This window comes from Aquipseudomonas alcaligenes NBRC 14159 (genome assembly GCF_000467105.1).
GTDB classification, from domain to species: domain Bacteria; phylum Pseudomonadota; class Gammaproteobacteria; order Pseudomonadales; family Pseudomonadaceae; genus Aquipseudomonas; species Aquipseudomonas alcaligenes.
Window position 1 is genome coordinate 155073 of record NZ_BATI01000005.1, and the last position, 14141, is coordinate 169213.

Sequence of the window (14141 nt, forward strand, 5' to 3'; positions counted from 1 at the left end):
ACCGTGACGCCGGGCCCCTCTGACGGTTTGCAGCCGCCATGTCGGAGTCATAGTTGGTACAACTACGACTGAAAGGAGGGGCTCATGAGCACCCTAGAAACGTTTCTCCTCGCCGACTTCCTCGGCACCGCCACCTGGCTGTGGCTCTCGTTCTTCGCTGTAGTAATCGCCCTGCTGGCCTTCGACCTCGGGGTGCTGCATCGCGATGAGCGCGAAATCGGCGTCAAGGAAAGCTTGATGCTGTCCGCCGGCTACATCTCCATGGGTCTGCTGTTCTCCGTCTGGGTGTTCTTCCAGAAAGGCGGCGACGCCAGCATGGATTACCTCACCGGCTTCCTGATCGAGAAATCGTTGTCCATGGACAACGTCTTCGTGATCGCCCTGATCTTCAGCTTCCTGGCCATCCCGCGCCGCTATCAGCACCGCGTGCTGTTCTGGGGCATTCTGGGTGTGATCGTCCTGCGCGCGATCATGATCGGCCTGGGTGCCGCGCTGATCAGCGAGTTCGACTGGATCCTCTACGTGTTCGGCGCCTTCCTGCTGCTGACCGGCGTGAAGATGCTGTTCTCCAAGGTCGACGACGAGCCGGACCTGTCGAAGAACCGCTTCGTCAACTGGCTGCGCAACCACCTGCCGGTGACCGACCGCCTGCACGAACAGCGCTTCTTCGTGCGCCAGCCGGATGCCAGCGGCAAGCTCAAGCTGTGGGTGACGCCGCTGTTCCTGGCGCTGATCCTGATCGAGCTGGCCGACTTGGTGTTCGCCGTGGACAGCGTGCCGGCGATCTTCGCCATCACCCAGGACCCGTTCATCGTCTACACCTCGAACATCTTCGCCATTCTCGGCCTGCGCGCCCTGTACTTCGCCCTGGCCGCGATGATCCACCGCTTCACCTACCTGAAGTACGCCCTGGCCCTGGTGCTGGTGTTCATCGGCGGCAAGATCTTCCTGCACGACATCGTCGGCAAGATCCCCGCCGAGATATCGCTGAGCGTGACCGTGGGCCTGCTGGCCGGTGGTGTGCTGCTGTCGCTGTGGAAGACCCGCAACCAGCCCGCTCACAAGCTCGAATCCTGATCGGAGGACCGCATATGAATGCTTACCAACCTATGCTGCTGGGCCTGGGCATGCTTGCTCTGGCCGGCTGCGACAGCGCCGAACAGGCCGCCGAGAGCTTCACCAAGAAGGTCGAGGAAGCCGCCGTGGAAACCGCTCGCGAGAGCCTGGGCGAGACCCTCAAGGAGTTCGACCAGCAGGTCGAGCAGCTCAACGAGAAGGTCGACAAGGCTCAGGAAAGCACTCGCCAGTTCATGGACCAGGCGCAGCCGAAGCCCGAGCAGGAAGCGCCGGCACAAGGCGCGGAACAGCCTGGCCAGACCACGGTAGAAACCTGATCAGCCAGCAAACGCCGCATGCAACAGGTGCGGCAGCACCACTCCGGCAGCCCCCAGAACGCTATGTTCTCGGGGGCTGTTGCTGATCACTGGCTGCGGGTTGATGTGCACCACCTGAGCGCTGTTGCACAGAGCGATCTGCGGCACCTGCGCGGCGGGATAGACCAACCCCGAGGTGCCGACCGACAGCAGCAGGTCGCATTCCGCCGCGGCCGCGAAGGCGCGCTGTAACGCCAGCTGCGGTAGCGCCTCACCAAACCACACCACACCCGGACGCACTCGCCCGCCACAGACCCCGCAATGTGGAGGTGGCAGGCGCCGGCCCTGTTCCGGCTCGCTCAACTCCGTGTCCAGCCCCGCGTAAGGCGCCGCGCAATCGAAGCAGCGCGGCGCATGCAGGCTGCCGTGCAGATGAATCACCGCCTGGCTGCCGGCACGCTCGTGCAGGTCGTCGACATTCTGGGTCACCAGGGTCAGCCGCGGCACCCGCCTCGCCAGCTCGGCAATCGCCCGGTGCGCCGCATTCGGCGCGGCCCGCAACACCTGCTGGCGACGCCACTCGTACCAGCCCCAGACCAGCTCGGGGTCGGCCACGAACGCCTCGGGCGTGGCCAGCCGCGCCGGATCGAAGCGCGCCCACAGGCCGGTCAGCGCATCACGGAAGGTGGCAATGCCGCTTTCGGCGGATACGCCGGCACCGCTGAACACCAGCAGGTGACGACAATTGCGCAGTGCTTCGGCGATCATGGCAGGCTCGCGGTAAAAGTCAGCCTGCATTGTCGCCATGCCAGCCGCATTTTGCAGCACTGGCCCAGCCCTCCAGAATCCTGCACCGCCCCGGAGCCAGCATGTCCCCCTCCCTGAGCCGCAATGCGGCAACCCTGTGCGGCCTTATGGCCATCGTGCTGTGGAGCACCATCGTCGGGCTGATCCGCGGCGTCAGCGAACACTTCGGCGCCGTCGGCGGCGCAGCGCTGATCTACACGGTCGGCGCCATCCTGCTCACGCTGCTGCTCGGGCGCCCGCGCCTGCGCGGCTTCCCGCGCGCCTATCTGCTGCTCGGCAGCCTGCTGTTCGTCGCCTATGAGTGGTGCCTGGCGCTGTCGCTGGGCTTTGCCGACAACCGCATGCAGGCCATCGAGCTGAGCGTGATCAACTACCTGTGGCCATGCTTCACCATCCTCCTGGCCATCGCCATGAACGGCCAGCGGGCCCGCTGGCCGATCGTGCCGGGCATTGCCCTGGCATTGCTCGGCATCGTCTGGGTGGCCAGCGGCGAGCAGTCGATTTCCCTGCAGCAGACGCTGACCAACGCCGCCAGCAATCCGCTCGCCTACGCCCTGGCATTCTCCGGCGCGGTGCTCTGGGGGCTGTACTGCAACGTGACCAAGCGCTATGCCGAGGGCAGTAACGGCGTGGTGCTGTTCTTCATCCTGGTGGCGGCCTCGCTGTGGCTCAAGTACCTGGCCGGCGAACGGGCACCGCTGGTTTTCAGCCTGCCGGCCAGCCTGGAACTGCTCGCGGCCGGGGCAGCCATGGCGGGCGGCTATGCGCTGTGGAACCTGGGCATCCTGCGCGGCAACCTGACGCTGATGGCCAGCGCCTCGTACTTCACCCCGGTGCTCTCGGCGCTGTTCGCCATGCTCTGGCTGGCAACGCCGCTGGGCGTCTCGTTCTGGCAGGGGGTGGCGATGGTGATCGGCGGTTCGCTGCTGTGCTGGCTGGCGACCCGCGAGAGCGGCGCCGCGGCGTCCGACTGAAGCGCCCGCCCGCTCAGCCGGCCAGCGCCACCGGCGGCGAACGGTGCAGGCGATACAGCCCCTCGTCATCGCGCGTCACCAGCCCACAGGCCAGCAGACGGCTGAGCACCTGGCGCACGCTGAGCACGGAGATCTGCTCATCGGCCAGGCGCAGCCGCTCATGCAGCTCCCGCGAGCGCAGCCCCCGCTCACTGCGCTGCAGCACGTCGAGAATCTTCAGCCGTACCAGGCTCACCTTCAGTCCGGCTCCCTGCAACAGTTTGCGCAATTGCCGGCGCTCGTTTGCGTCCATGCCACTCTCCCTGTGCACTTGATTCGCGTCTTGTCGGCAAGACCTGCTTATCAAGACGAACGAAGACCGGAAAACTGCAAGAAAAATGCAACTTTTTTGTCTCGCACACGACCCACCCTTTGTGCTATTTCTCGACCCCCGGCCTTACTGCCAGACAGGGTGCAAGCAGCGACTCGACACAAAGAGCTGCACCACCGCCGGAGCCATTGCAAGGGGTGGCGGCATTGCCGCCGATAACAGACAAGCCCGTGGGGAAAGAGATGAAAAGGCTTGTACTGCTGATGATCACGCTGGCGCTGGTCGCCGGTTGTTCCGCAACTGCCAAGACGTACGAAAAGAAGGGCCGCAAGGGCCTCAACATCAACTGCTCGGGACTCACCTCCAGCTGGCAGCAGTGCGAAGACAAGGCCGCGCGCGCCTGCGGCCCCAAGGGCTACAAGGTGATCGCCAAGGCGGGCCAGGACCAGAGCGCCGAGGACGACCCGGCAGACTTCGCCTTCGGCCTCAACCCGGCCGGCTTTTCCAGCCGGACCATGATCGTCCTCTGTCGCTGATCGGCGCCGGGCTTTTGCCCTCATGAACAGCAGGGTCTAGTCTTCAGGACATCCGCACCAGCCGAGAAGTGCCGGAATGTCCGATACCGTGAGCAAAGCCAAGGAAACCAGGCTGTTCCTGTTCCTGGTGATCTTCCTGTTCCCCATCCTCTCCGTCGCCATCGTCGGCGGCTACGGCTTCCTGGTCTGGATCATTCAGATCTTCGCCGGGCCGCCGGGGCCACCCGGTTAGCCGGGGCGTGGCCATGGACGACGTCCTGCACATCGCCAGCCTGCTGGTGCACTGCCATCCGGATCAGCTGGCCGCCCTGCGTGCCAACCTGGCGCGCCTGCCCGACCTCGAACTGCACCAGAGCAGCCCCAGCGGCAAGCTGGTGGTGGTCGTCGAGGCGCAGGACGAGGCGACCGTGCTCGAGCGCCTGCATGCCATCCAGCAGCTGCCGGGCGTGCTCGGCGCCGCGCTGATCTATCACGAACGCCTCGACGCTGAAGGAGAAGCCCGATGAAGCTGACCCGCCGCGAATTCGCCAAGGCCCAGGCGGCCGCCATCGCCGCCCTGGCCGCCGGTATGCCGCTGACCAGCGCGGCGAGCAACCTGCTCACCGACGCCGACCTCACCTCCCTCGACTGGAACAAGGCGCCGTGCCGCTTCTGCGGCACCGGCTGCGGCGTGATGGTGGCGACCCGCGACGGCCGCGTGGTGGCGACCCACGGCGACATCAAGGCCGAGGTCAACCGCGGGCTGAACTGCGCCAAGGGCTACTTCCTGTCGAAGATCATGTATGGCAGCGACCGCCTGACCCAGCCGCTGCTGCGCATGAAGAACGGCCAGTACGACAAGCAGGGCGAGTTCCAGCCGGTGAGCTGGGAGCAGGCCTTCAGCATCATGGCCGAGAAGACCAAGGCCGCGCTCAAGGCGCACGGCCCAGAAGCCGTCGGCATGTTCGGCTCCGGGCAGTGGACGGTGTGGGAAGGCTACGCCGCCAACAAGCTGATGAAGGCCGGCCTGCGCTGCAACAACATCGACCCCAACGCCCGCCACTGCATGGCCTCGGCGGTGATGGGCTTCATGCGCAGCTTCGGCATGGACGAACCGATGGGCTGCTACGACGACATCGAGGCCACCGACAGCTTCGTGCTGTGGGGCTCGAACATGGCCGAGATGCACCCGATCCTGTGGAGCCGGGTCACTGACCGCCGTCTCAGCCAGCCGCAGGTCAAGGTGGCGGTGCTGTCGACCTTCGAGCACCGCAGCTTCGACCTGGCCGACATCCCCATGGTGTTCAAGCCTCAGACCGACCTGATCATCCTCAACTACATCGCCAACCACATCATCCAGTCCGGCGCGGTGAACCAGGATTTCGTCAACCGCCACACCCGCTTCGCCAAGGGCGCCGACGACATCGGCTACGGCCTGCGCCCCACCGACCCGCTGGAGCAGAAGGCGAAGAACGCCGCCAATGCCAATACCTGGAGCGACATCTCCTTCGAGCAGTTCGCCGCCTTCGTCAAACCCTACAGCCTGGAGCGCGCCGCCGAGGAATCCGGAGTGCCGGCCGAGCGCCTCAAGGCGCTGGCCGAGCTGTATGCCGACCCCAAGCGCAAGGTGGTGTCGTTCTGGACCATGGGCTTCAACCAGCACACCCGCGGCGTGTGGGCCAACAACCTGATCTACAACATCCATCTGCTCACCGGGAAGATCAGCGAGCCGGGCAACAGCCCCTTCTCGCTCACCGGTCAGCCTTCGGCCTGCGGCACCGCGCGCGAGGTCGGCACCTTCTCCCACCGCCTGCCGGCGGACATGCTGGTGGCCAACCCCAAGCACCGCGCCACCGCCGAGAAGATCTGGAAAGTGCCCGCCGGCACCATTCAGGAGAAGCCCGGTTTCCATGCCGTGCAGCAGAGCCGCATGCTCAAGGATGGCGTGCTCAAGGTGTACTGGACCCAGGTCTGCAACAACATGCAGGCCGGCCCCAACATCATGCAGGAGGTACTGCCGGGCTGGCGCAACCCGGAGGCCTTCGTCATCGTCTCCGACGTCTACCCCACCGTCTCGGCCCAGGCCGCCGATCTGATCCTGCCCAGCGCCATGTGGGTGGAGAAGGAAGGCGCCTATGGCAACGCCGAACGGCGTACCCAGTTCTGGCACCAACTGGTCAAGGCGCCCGGTGATGCCCGCTCGGACCTGTGGCAACTGGTGGAGTTCGCCAAATACTTCACCACCGACGAGGTCTGGCCCGCCGAGCTGTTGGCCAAGGCGCCGCAGCTCAAGGGCAAGACACTGTTCGAGGTGCTATTCAGGAACGGCCAGGTCGACCAGTTCCCCAGCAGCGATCTGGCCGCCGGCTACGCCAACGACGAGGCAGCGGCCTTCGGCTTCTACCTACAGAAGGGCCTGTTCGAGGAATACGCCGCGTTCGGCCGCGGCCATGGTCACGACCTGGCGCCCTTCGACACCTACCACGAGGCCCGCGGCCTGCGCTGGCCGGTGGTGGATGGCCAGGAAACCCGCTGGCGCTACCGCGAGGGGCACGATCCCTACGTGGAAAAAGGCAGCGGCGTGCAGTTCTACGGCTACCCGGACAAGAAGGCGATCATCTTCGCCCTGCCCTATGAGCCGCCGGCCGAGGCACCGGACAAGGACTTCCCGTTCTGGCTCAGCACCGGCCGGGTGCTGGAGCACTGGCACACCGGCAGCATGACCCAGCGCGTCGACGAGCTGTACCGCGCCGTGCCGGATGCCCTGGTGTACATGCATCCGGACGACGCCCGTGAGCTCAAGGCGCGGCGCGGCAGCGAGGTGAAGGTGATCAGCCGACGCGGCGAAATGCGCGCGCGCATCGAGACGCGCGGGCGCAACAAGCCACCGCGCGGGCTGGTGTTCGTGCCCTTCTTCGATGCCAACAAGCTGATCAACAAGGTCACCCTGGACGCCACCGACCCTATCTCCAAGCAGACCGACTACAAGAAGTGCGCGGTGCGCATCGAACTGGTCAGCCTGGCCTGAGGAGCCCGATCATGAGAAGCCTGCCCCTGCTGCTGGTGTTCCTGGCGAGCCTCGCCCAGGCCGCCGACTACCCGCTGGACGCCCCCGCACCCGATGGCCGCCGCCCCGGCGGCACGATCAGCCAGGAACTGCCGGCGCCGCCGCTGGCTGAGGACGAGAACAAGGACATCAAGCGCGAGCGCAACTACCCCGAACAGCCACCGACCATTCCCCACGCCATCCGTGGCTACCAGGTCGACAAGAACGGCAACAAGTGCCTGACCTGCCACAGCCGCGCGGGCAGCGCCAAGACCCAGGCGCCGATGATCAGCATCACCCACTACATGGACCGCGACGGCCAACCCCTGGCCGCCGTCTCGCCACGGCGCTACTTCTGCACCCAGTGCCACGTGCCGCAGAAGGAGGTGAAGCCGCTGGTGGGCAACGACTTCCGCACCATCGACCAGCTGCTGCAGGACGAAGTGCAGCGCGCCGGCCAGACCCAGTGAGGTGTCCATGAAAGCCCTGTTTGCCTGGCTCAGCGGTTACTGGCACATCCTGCGCCACCCCAGCGTGCACTACAGCCTGGGGTTCCTCACCCTTGGCGGATTCATCGCCGGCATCGTCTTCTGGGGCGGCTTCAACACCGCCCTGGAAGCGACCAACACCGAGCAGTTCTGCATCTCCTGCCATGAAATGGAAAGCAACGTGTACGTCGAGCTGCAGGACACCATCCACTACAGCAACCGCTCGGGCGTGCGCGCCACCTGCCCGGACTGCCACGTGCCGCACCAGTGGACGGACAAGATCGCGCGCAAGATGCAGGCGTCCAAGGAGGTCTGGGGCAAGATCTTCGGCACCATCAACACCCGCGACAAGTTCCTGCAGAAGCGCCGCGAACTGGCCGAGCACGAATGGGCGCGGCTCAAGGCCAACGACTCGCTGGAATGCCGCAACTGCCACGGCTTCGACTTCATGGACTTCACCCGGCAGAGCCCGCGGGCACGCGAGATGCACTCCACCGCCCTGGCCAGCGGCCAGGCCACCTGCATCGACTGCCACAAGGGCATCGCCCACAAGCTGCCGGACATGAGCGGCGTGCCTGGCTGGTAGCACTCAGCGGCGGCGATCGAGCAGGTTCACCACCAGGCGGTCCAGCCAGCCCCACAGGCGCTGCTGGATGCGCTTGAGCAGCGGTCGGCGCTGCCAGTCTTCGAGGGTGATCTCGCGGCTCTGCTGGAAGTCGGCAATGAAGCTGTCCGCCACTGCGCTGGTCAGCTGTGCATCGAGGGCTTCCAGGTTGGCTTCCAGGTTGAAGCGCAGGTTCCAGTGATCGAAATTGCACGAACCGACGCTGACCCAGTCATCCACCAGCACCATCTTCAGATGCAGGAAGCGCGGCTGGTATTCGAAGATACGCACCCCGGCCTTGAGCAGGCGCGGATAGTAGCGCTGACCGGCATAGCGCACCGGCGGGTGATCGGTGTTGCGCCCGGTCAGCAGCAGGCGCACCTCCACCCCGCGCGCCGCAGCCCGCATCAGGAAGCGCCGCACCTTGCGGCTGGGCAGGAAGTAGGGCGTGGCCAGCCATACCCGCTGCTTGGCATGGCCGATGCTGCGCAGCAGCGACTGGACGATGTCCAGGTGCTGGCTGGAGTCGGCGTATGCCACCCGGCCCATGCCGACGCCGGCCGGCGGACAGGGCGGCAGGTGCGCCAGGCCTTGGGCATGGCCAGGCTTCCAGGGGCTGCGGCCCTCGCAGGCCAGCCACTGGTGCTCGAACAGCAGGCGCCAGTGCGCCACCAGCACGCCTTCGATGCGCACCATCACCTCGTGCCAGTAATCGCCGGGCGCGGGCGTCCAGAACTGATCGGTGGCACCGGTGCCGCCGACATAGGCACAGCGTTCATCGACCACCAGCAGCTTGCGGTGATCGCGGTACAGGTTGTGCAGCCCCCGGCGCCAGCGCAGCGGGTTGTACTGGCGCAGCTGCACCCCGGCCAAGGCCAGGCGCTCACGCGAGGCACGGCTGAAACCCAGGCTGCCGAAGCCGTCGAACAGGCAGCAGACCTGGACCCCACGGCCGGCGGCGGCGCACAGCGCCTCCACCAGCGCCGCCGTGCACAACCCATCCTCCACCAGATACAGCTCGAGCAGCACCAGGCGCTCGGCCGCGTCGATGTCGGCGAGCATGGCCGGCATGAAGGCCGGACCATCCACCAACAGCTCGAAGCGGTTGGCCGCCTTCCAGGGGAAGATGGTGCCGCTCATCGCGAGGTGAAAATCATCACCGCGCCGACCGGGACCGACAGGCTGATGTTGGACAACCTGGCGACCTTGCGCAGCGCCTCGACGCCCTCCTCCAGACCAAAATGCTCGGCATGCAGCACCAGCGGCGCCAGGGTCACCACCTGGAAGCGCCGGTCATCCAGACGGGTGGCGAGCAGTTCGGCCATGTAGGCGTGTTTGCGCCCGCGAATCTCCACCTGTACCGGCAGGCTGATTTCCAGCTGGGCACCCGGGGCCAGGTCGGTAATCGGCGCCAGGTTGAGCTGGGCCATGATGTGTGCGTCAGGAAATTCCTTCGTCTTGAACAGCAGGCTGCGCAGACGCTCGTCGCGCACCGGAATGCCGGTGCTCACCGACTCCATTTCGACGCGCAGGCGCGCAGCGCCCTTGGCGTCGATACGGCCATGCAGGGTGAGGAAGCGATGCACCTCGGAGAGGTTGCCGGCCTTGGTGGAGATGAAGGACAGGCGCGAGGACTCGTTGTCCAGATACCAGTCGGCCTGCGCCGGCAGGCTCATGCAGGCGGCCAGCAGCACGCCGCTGAAAAGGGAAAGAGGCTTGACCATGGGCTCACTTGTATTGCGGTTTGAGCGCAACGATAGCGGCCCACGGCAGCCTTGCCAAACAGCGGACGGTTGCAGCGTGTGGCAGGCGCTATCAGAGCGGATCGGCCTGGCTCTGCAGCTGGCAGCCCTGGCGCGCATCCAGCCAGGCGGAGGTCTGGCTGCTGCCCAGGCCCCTGGCGGTCACCCGCTTGCGCTCGGCGTCGTCATGGAAGGCGCTAAGCGGCAGGTACAGCTTGACGTAGCCGGCGCAGTACTCGGCCGGGTTGCCGCTGACATAGCGGCAGGAGCAGTACTCCTTGGCCGAGTAGCCACCGACGATGCCGGGGAAGGAAGCCAGATGCACGCGGTTGCTCCAGGCCAGCAGGGCAAGGCCGACCAGCAGCAGGAGAAAGGCCGAAAGGAAAGGACGACGGCGGATCATGGCTGTTCTCCGAAGGCATTCAGCACGCGCTTGAGCAGTTCGTTGTGGCTGTAGCTGCCGTCACGGTCATCGGCATAGCGCACCACCACCAGTTTCTGCGTCGGCAGCACGTAGAGCCCCTGCCCCCAGTGGCCGAGCGCGGCAAAGGCATCGTCCGGCACGTCCGGCCAGGGACTGGCCGAGCCCTCCAGCGTCGCGTTGAGCCACCACTGGCCACCCGGCACGGCCTCGCCCGGCTTCTGCGGGTCGGGCCGGTAGTTGGCGAACGGCGTGCGGTTGAACGCCACCCAGCTCGGCGGCAGCAGCTGGCGCTCGCCCCAGCGGCCGTCGCGCTGCATCAGCAGGCCGACACGGCCCAGGTCGCGGGCATTCAGGTAGGCATAGGAAGAGGCGACGAACGTGCCGCTGGCATCGCGCTCCCACACGGCCGAAGTGATGCCCAGCGGCTCGAACAGCGCGCTCCAGGGATAGTTCGCATAGGCCTGCTCGCCGACCATCGACTTCAGGCTGGCGCCGAGCACGTTGCTGTCACCGCTGGAATAGCGAAAGCGCGTGCCGGGGATGGCGCCCAGCGCATGCTCGGCGGTGAAGGCCGCCATGTCGCCACGGCCACGGGTGTAGAGCATGGCCACCACCGAGGACCTCAGCGGTGCGTATTCGTAGTCCTCCTGCCAGTCCAGGCCCGATGCCCAGTTGAGCAGGTGGCCGAGCTTCACGTCGGGGTGCGCGGCGAACGGCGGATAGTGTTTGGCCACCGTATCGTCCAGCTTGAAGCGTCCTTCGCCATAGGCGACGCCGAGCACGCTGGCGAACAGGCTCTTGCTGATCGACCAGGTCAGATGCGGGGTCTGCGCGGTCGTCGGCGCGGCGTAACGTTCGTAGACGATCACGCCATCCTTGATCACCAGCAGCGCATCGCTGCGCACACCGGCGCGGGTGGCATCGTCGCGCGCCGGAAAGGCATAGGCCTCGAGGGCCTGCAGGGCGGGGGTGACGGCGCTGGGCTGGCTGTTCCACTCGGGCATCGGCCAGCTCTGCGCAGCCAGGGGGCCGGCGGCCAGCAGGCAGCCGGCGACCAGGGTGCGACGCAACAGGGCAAGGGGCATCGGGCTCGCTCACATTTCGGAGAGGAGCCGACGCTAGCACGGCGGGGGTGACGAACAACAGCGTCGCGGGCGCTGCGCTCAATCCGGCAGGCGGTAGTCCTGCTGGGTCATCAGGTCCAGGCCACACTCCAGCTGCTCGATCCAGTCGAGGAAGGCATTGATCATCTGGGGACCGACAAAGGGCCGGCCGTGCTGCGGCACGATCATCGCCACGTCCATCTCGCGCACCATCTGCGCCCAGAAGCGGCAGGCCTTGTTGCTGGCCATGTAGCGCCGATGGAAACCGGCCATGCTGGGGACGTGGGCGGCGAAGTCCTGGACCGGGCTGGCGTCGTCGACCATCGAGGCGCCCATGTCGCCGGAGAAGAGGATCTTGCTCACCGGGTCGTACAGCTGGAAGTTGCCCACCGAGTGCAGGAAATGCGCCGGCACGGCCTTCAGCTGGCAGTTGCCGAGCGGGATCGACTGGCCGCGATCGGGCAGCGCGATGATGCGGTCGTAGGTGCAGATGCCGTGGCTGAGGGCCAGGTAGTTGGCCGTCAGGTGCGGCAGGAAACGCGCCCACAACTTGGAGCAGATCACCCGCGCCCGGGTGTGCAGCAGCCACTTGTCCAGCGAGGCGATGATGTCCGGGTCCTGGTGCGAGGCGAAGATGTAGGTCAGTGCCTGCACCGGGATGTGCTTGGACAGCTCCAGCGACAGTGGGGTGTAGGTCAGGTCGCCGCCCGGATCGAGCAGCAGGTACTGCTCGTGGTCGGTGATCAGGAACTGGTTGGACTGCACACCCTCGCCGCTGACCAGGTCATCGAACATCAGGCATTGGTGGGTACCGTTGTCGAACAGCACGATGGGCTCGCGGCGCATGGAAACCTCGGGATAACAGAGCGACGCGAGCTTAGGCGCAGGCAGCGACAAACATACTGACCTGGATCAAACGAGAGTGAGTGGCGACTGCGCGACAGCTCTAGGGCCTGGCTTGCGGACCACGAACAGGCCCTAGAAGCCCAGCGCGGCGGCCGCCTTCTCCAGGCGCTTGTCGCGCGCCGAGCGGGCCACCGCCAGCAGGTTGCAATCGCGCGTCCACAGCGCGGCCCAGGACTCCGCTCCGGCGCCGATGGCGGCGTCCACTTCCGGCCGCAGCGCCTCGAACTGGGCGAACAAGCCGGCCAGCAGCAGATGGGTGACCGGCTCGCTGGCGCTGTGTCGCGCCACTTCGGCGCAACCACCGATCAGTGCCAGCAGGCGCAGGCGCAGCGCCGCCGGCCAGCCGCCATCGCGCCCGATGCCGTACAGCCAGGCGGTGATCGCGGCCAGCACATGCAGGTCCTCGATGCTGCGGAAGGGTTTGACGTAACTGTCCCAGCCATCGCCCGGCAACAGTTCGCACAACACATTGTCCAGGTGCAGGCGGGCATGGCCGATGTCCGGCATCAGGGCCAGCGCCGGCAGTGGCTCGATGCGCGCGCCCGGCGCACCGCTGCGCACCACGCCCACGGCCAGACGCGGGGCGCCCTGCTCCTCGCTGCGCGCCGCCACCAGCAACCAGTCGGCGGCCTCGGCGGCGGTGACGAAGTCCTTGCGCCCGGACAGGTGCAGCCCGTCCAGGCGGGTGTGCAGATCGGCCGGACGCGAGCTGCGGTTCTCGGTGACGCACAGCGCGCCGAGGCTGCGCGGCGCCGCCGGCCACAACGCGCGCAAGGCGCCCTGGTAACCGGCCAGGAAGGCCAGCCCCGGCGTGGCCGCCAGGCAGCCGCCGAGCACCGCCAGGGCAAACGGGCTGCTATCGCCCGCCCGCCCCAGCAGCGCGGCATACCAGTCATCCAGGGGCCCGGCCGGCAGGCGGTCACGGGTTTCCAGCAGAGATTGCCAGGGCATCACAAAAGTCCTCGTCGTCTGTCACGCAAGCATCACCAAATGTTCATGGAGGTGACACCGGGTGTTCCTAGCCTGAGCTTGCCCAACAACATCGACCGGCCGCAACCCATAGCAGGCTGGCTCACGGAGGCTAATCGATGACCCAGATCGCCCGAACTGCCGAACGCCGCCTGCATGCCGAGCGCCTGATCGGCCCGGATGCGCTGCGCGAGGCCCAGACCCTGCGCTACGCCGTGTTCAGCAGCGAATTCGATGCAAAGCTGAAAGGCGCCGAGCTGGGCCTGGACATGGATGACTACGACCCGCACTGCCGCCACATCGGCGTGCGCGATCTGAACAGCGGCAAGCTGGTGGCCACCACCCGCCTGCTCGACCATCAGGCCGCCGCCAGCCTCGGCCGTTTCTACAGCGAGGAAGAGTTCAGCCTGCATGGCCTGGCCCACCTCGAAGGGCCGCTGCTGGAGATCGGCCGCACCTGCGTCGACCCGGCCTACCGCAACGGCGGCACCATCGCGGTGCTGTGGAGCGAGCTGGCCGACGTGCTCAACGAAGGCGGCTACCGCTACCTGATGGGCTGCGCCAGCATCCCCATGCAGGACGGCGGCGTCCAGGCCCAGGCGATCATGCAGCGCCTGCGCGAACGCCACCTGTGCACCGAGAACCTGCGCGCCGAACCGCGCACCCCGCTGCCGGCCATGGACCTGCCGGGCAACGTCATCGCCGAGATGCCGCCGCTGCTCAAGGCCTACATGCGCCTGGGCGCCAAGGTCTGTGGTGAACCGTGCTGGGACCGCGACTTCCAGGTGGCCGACGTGTTCATCCTGCTCAAGCGCGACGAGCTGTGTCCGCGCTACGCCCGTCACTTCAAGGCCGCCGTGTGAAACCTGTCTCGGATCTC

The 14141-nt window shown here is 66.6% G+C and carries 18 protein-coding genes; 10 read left to right on the plus strand and 8 right to left on the minus strand.

Features of this window, described 5'->3' with window-relative positions; translation table 11 throughout:
- Nucleotides 1-84 precede the first annotated feature (84 nt).
- Both PA6_RS02855 and PA6_RS02860 read left to right on the plus strand, forming a co-directional pair.
- The gene (locus tag PA6_RS02855; RefSeq protein WP_021699367.1) at nucleotides 85-1077 is read left to right on the plus strand and encodes a TerC family protein; all 993 of its coding nucleotides are present in this window, start codon (nucleotides 85-87) and stop codon (nucleotides 1075-1077) included.
- 14 nt (nucleotides 1078-1091) lie between these two features.
- Nucleotides 1092-1394: a hypothetical protein gene (locus tag PA6_RS02860; protein WP_021699368.1), complete on the plus strand. Its 303-nt coding sequence runs from the start codon at nucleotides 1092-1094 to the stop codon at nucleotides 1392-1394.
- On the opposite strand, the gene PA6_RS02865 is transcribed toward PA6_RS02860, so the two are convergent.
- A complete protein-coding gene (locus PA6_RS02865; RefSeq protein WP_255209906.1) occupies nucleotides 1395-2141 on the minus strand; it encodes an SIR2 family NAD-dependent protein deacylase in 747 nt (248 codons plus the stop codon).
- Between the two features lie 101 nt (nucleotides 2142-2242).
- On the opposite strand from PA6_RS02865, the gene yddG reads away from it, so the two are divergent.
- A complete protein-coding gene (gene yddG / locus PA6_RS02870) occupies nucleotides 2243-3154 on the plus strand; it encodes an aromatic amino acid DMT transporter YddG (RefSeq protein ID WP_021699370.1) in 912 nt (303 codons plus the stop codon).
- A 13-nt stretch (nucleotides 3155-3167) separates the two neighbouring features.
- Here the strand turns inward: yddG and PA6_RS02875 are convergent, their stop codons facing one another.
- The gene (locus tag PA6_RS02875) at nucleotides 3168-3446 is read right to left on the minus strand and encodes a transcriptional repressor (RefSeq protein WP_021699371.1); all 279 of its coding nucleotides are present in this window, start codon (nucleotides 3444-3446) and stop codon (nucleotides 3168-3170) included.
- 260 nt (nucleotides 3447-3706) lie between these two features.
- On the opposite strand from PA6_RS02875, the gene PA6_RS02880 reads away from it, so the two are divergent.
- From PA6_RS02880 to PA6_RS02905, 6 genes are all read left to right on the plus strand, one after another.
- Nucleotides 3707-4000 carry a hypothetical protein gene (locus tag PA6_RS02880; RefSeq protein WP_043216182.1) on the plus strand — a complete coding sequence of 98 codons (294 nt, stop codon included), beginning with the start codon at nucleotides 3707-3709 and terminating at the stop codon, nucleotides 3998-4000.
- Nucleotides 4001-4076: 76 nt separating this feature from the next.
- Nucleotides 4077-4232 (plus strand): periplasmic nitrate reductase, NapE protein, encoded by a 156-nt coding sequence (gene napE / locus PA6_RS02885; protein ID WP_021699373.1) that lies wholly within the window; start codon nucleotides 4077-4079, stop codon nucleotides 4230-4232.
- 13 nt (nucleotides 4233-4245) lie between these two features.
- Nucleotides 4246-4506 carry a chaperone NapD gene (locus PA6_RS02890; RefSeq protein ID WP_021699374.1) on the plus strand — a complete coding sequence of 87 codons (261 nt, stop codon included), beginning with the start codon at nucleotides 4246-4248 and terminating at the stop codon, nucleotides 4504-4506.
- Nucleotides 4503-7007 (plus strand): nitrate reductase catalytic subunit NapA, encoded by a 2505-nt coding sequence (gene napA / locus PA6_RS02895; protein ID WP_021699375.1) that lies wholly within the window; start codon nucleotides 4503-4505, stop codon nucleotides 7005-7007. The genes PA6_RS02890 and napA overlap by 4 nt, the downstream gene beginning before the upstream one ends.
- Nucleotides 7008-7018: 11 nt before the next feature.
- The gene (locus PA6_RS02900) at nucleotides 7019-7495 is read left to right on the plus strand and encodes a nitrate reductase cytochrome c-type subunit (RefSeq protein WP_021699376.1); all 477 of its coding nucleotides are present in this window, start codon (nucleotides 7019-7021) and stop codon (nucleotides 7493-7495) included.
- 7 nt (nucleotides 7496-7502) lie between these two features.
- Nucleotides 7503-8099 carry a cytochrome c3 family protein gene (locus tag PA6_RS02905; RefSeq protein WP_021699377.1) on the plus strand — a complete coding sequence of 199 codons (597 nt, stop codon included), beginning with the start codon at nucleotides 7503-7505 and terminating at the stop codon, nucleotides 8097-8099.
- A 3-nt stretch (nucleotides 8100-8102) separates the two neighbouring features.
- Here PA6_RS02905 and PA6_RS02910 read toward each other — a convergent pair whose 3' ends face one another.
- The 6 genes from PA6_RS02910 to PA6_RS02935 form a co-directional block, all read right to left on the minus strand.
- The gene (locus PA6_RS02910) at nucleotides 8103-9257 is read right to left on the minus strand and encodes a phospholipase D-like domain-containing protein (protein WP_021699378.1); all 1155 of its coding nucleotides are present in this window, start codon (nucleotides 9255-9257) and stop codon (nucleotides 8103-8105) included.
- Nucleotides 9254-9841 carry a YceI family protein gene (locus tag PA6_RS02915; protein ID WP_021699379.1) on the minus strand — a complete coding sequence of 196 codons (588 nt, stop codon included), beginning with the start codon at nucleotides 9839-9841 and terminating at the stop codon, nucleotides 9254-9256. Before PA6_RS02915 ends, PA6_RS02910 begins: the two co-directional genes overlap by 4 nt.
- Nucleotides 9842-9932: 91 nt before the next feature.
- Nucleotides 9933-10262 (minus strand): hypothetical protein, encoded by a 330-nt coding sequence (locus PA6_RS02920; RefSeq protein WP_021699380.1) that lies wholly within the window; start codon nucleotides 10260-10262, stop codon nucleotides 9933-9935.
- Nucleotides 10259-11368 (minus strand): serine hydrolase domain-containing protein, encoded by a 1110-nt coding sequence (locus PA6_RS02925; RefSeq protein WP_021699381.1) that lies wholly within the window; start codon nucleotides 11366-11368, stop codon nucleotides 10259-10261. Before PA6_RS02925 ends, PA6_RS02920 begins: the two co-directional genes overlap by 4 nt.
- Nucleotides 11369-11446: 78 nt before the next feature.
- A complete protein-coding gene (locus PA6_RS02930) occupies nucleotides 11447-12232 on the minus strand; it encodes an oxygen-binding di-iron domain-containing protein (protein WP_021699382.1) in 786 nt (261 codons plus the stop codon).
- A gap of 132 nt (nucleotides 12233-12364) precedes the next feature.
- Complete coding sequence (locus tag PA6_RS02935) at nucleotides 12365-13243, minus strand: acyl-CoA dehydrogenase family protein (RefSeq protein ID WP_021699383.1); 879 nt, start codon at nucleotides 13241-13243, stop codon at nucleotides 12365-12367.
- A 137-nt stretch (nucleotides 13244-13380) separates the two neighbouring features.
- Here PA6_RS02935 and olsB point away from each other — a divergent pair, with 137 nt between their 5' ends.
- A complete protein-coding gene (gene olsB / locus PA6_RS02940) occupies nucleotides 13381-14124 on the plus strand; it encodes an L-ornithine N(alpha)-acyltransferase (RefSeq protein WP_021699384.1) in 744 nt (247 codons plus the stop codon).
- Nucleotides 14125-14141: the final 17 nt, after the last annotated feature.

Bases quoted from the DNA above. Each gene is read 5' to 3' on its own strand.
- PA6_RS02900 (WP_021699376.1), top strand. From the start codon at position 7,019: ATGAGAAGCCTGCCCCTGCTGCTGGTGTTCCTGGCGAGCCTCGCCCAG.
- PA6_RS02860 (WP_021699368.1), top strand. From the start codon at position 1,092: ATGAATGCTTACCAACCTATGCTGCTGGGCCTGGGCATGCTTGCTCTG.
- PA6_RS02920 (WP_021699380.1), bottom strand. From the start codon at position 10,262: ATGATCCGCCGTCGTCCTTTCCTTTCGGCCTTTCTCCTGCTGCTGGTC.
- PA6_RS02880 (WP_043216182.1), top strand. From the start codon at position 3,707: ATGAAAAGGCTTGTACTGCTGATGATCACGCTGGCGCTGGTCGCCGGT.
- PA6_RS02930 (WP_021699382.1), bottom strand. From the start codon at position 12,232: ATGCGCCGCGAGCCCATCGTGCTGTTCGACAACGGTACCCACCAATGC.
- PA6_RS02915 (WP_021699379.1), bottom strand. From the start codon at position 9,841: ATGGTCAAGCCTCTTTCCCTTTTCAGCGGCGTGCTGCTGGCCGCCTGC.
- PA6_RS02935 (WP_021699383.1), bottom strand. From the start codon at position 13,243: ATGCCCTGGCAATCTCTGCTGGAAACCCGTGACCGCCTGCCGGCCGGG.
- PA6_RS02865 (WP_255209906.1), bottom strand. From the start codon at position 2,141: ATGATCGCCGAAGCACTGCGCAATTGTCGTCACCTGCTGGTGTTCAGC.
- PA6_RS02905 (WP_021699377.1), top strand. From the start codon at position 7,503: ATGAAAGCCCTGTTTGCCTGGCTCAGCGGTTACTGGCACATCCTGCGC.
- yddG (WP_021699370.1), top strand. From the start codon at position 2,243: ATGTCCCCCTCCCTGAGCCGCAATGCGGCAACCCTGTGCGGCCTTATG.
- PA6_RS02925 (WP_021699381.1), bottom strand. From the start codon at position 11,368: ATGCCCCTTGCCCTGTTGCGTCGCACCCTGGTCGCCGGCTGCCTGCTG.
- olsB (WP_021699384.1), top strand. From the start codon at position 13,381: ATGACCCAGATCGCCCGAACTGCCGAACGCCGCCTGCATGCCGAGCGC.
- napE (WP_021699373.1), top strand. From the start codon at position 4,077: ATGTCCGATACCGTGAGCAAAGCCAAGGAAACCAGGCTGTTCCTGTTC.
- PA6_RS02855 (WP_021699367.1), top strand. From the start codon at position 85: ATGAGCACCCTAGAAACGTTTCTCCTCGCCGACTTCCTCGGCACCGCC.
- PA6_RS02910 (WP_021699378.1), bottom strand. From the start codon at position 9,257: ATGAGCGGCACCATCTTCCCCTGGAAGGCGGCCAACCGCTTCGAGCTG.
- PA6_RS02875 (WP_021699371.1), bottom strand. From the start codon at position 3,446: ATGGACGCAAACGAGCGCCGGCAATTGCGCAAACTGTTGCAGGGAGCC.
- napA (WP_021699375.1), top strand. From the start codon at position 4,503: ATGAAGCTGACCCGCCGCGAATTCGCCAAGGCCCAGGCGGCCGCCATC.
- PA6_RS02890 (WP_021699374.1), top strand. From the start codon at position 4,246: ATGGACGACGTCCTGCACATCGCCAGCCTGCTGGTGCACTGCCATCCG.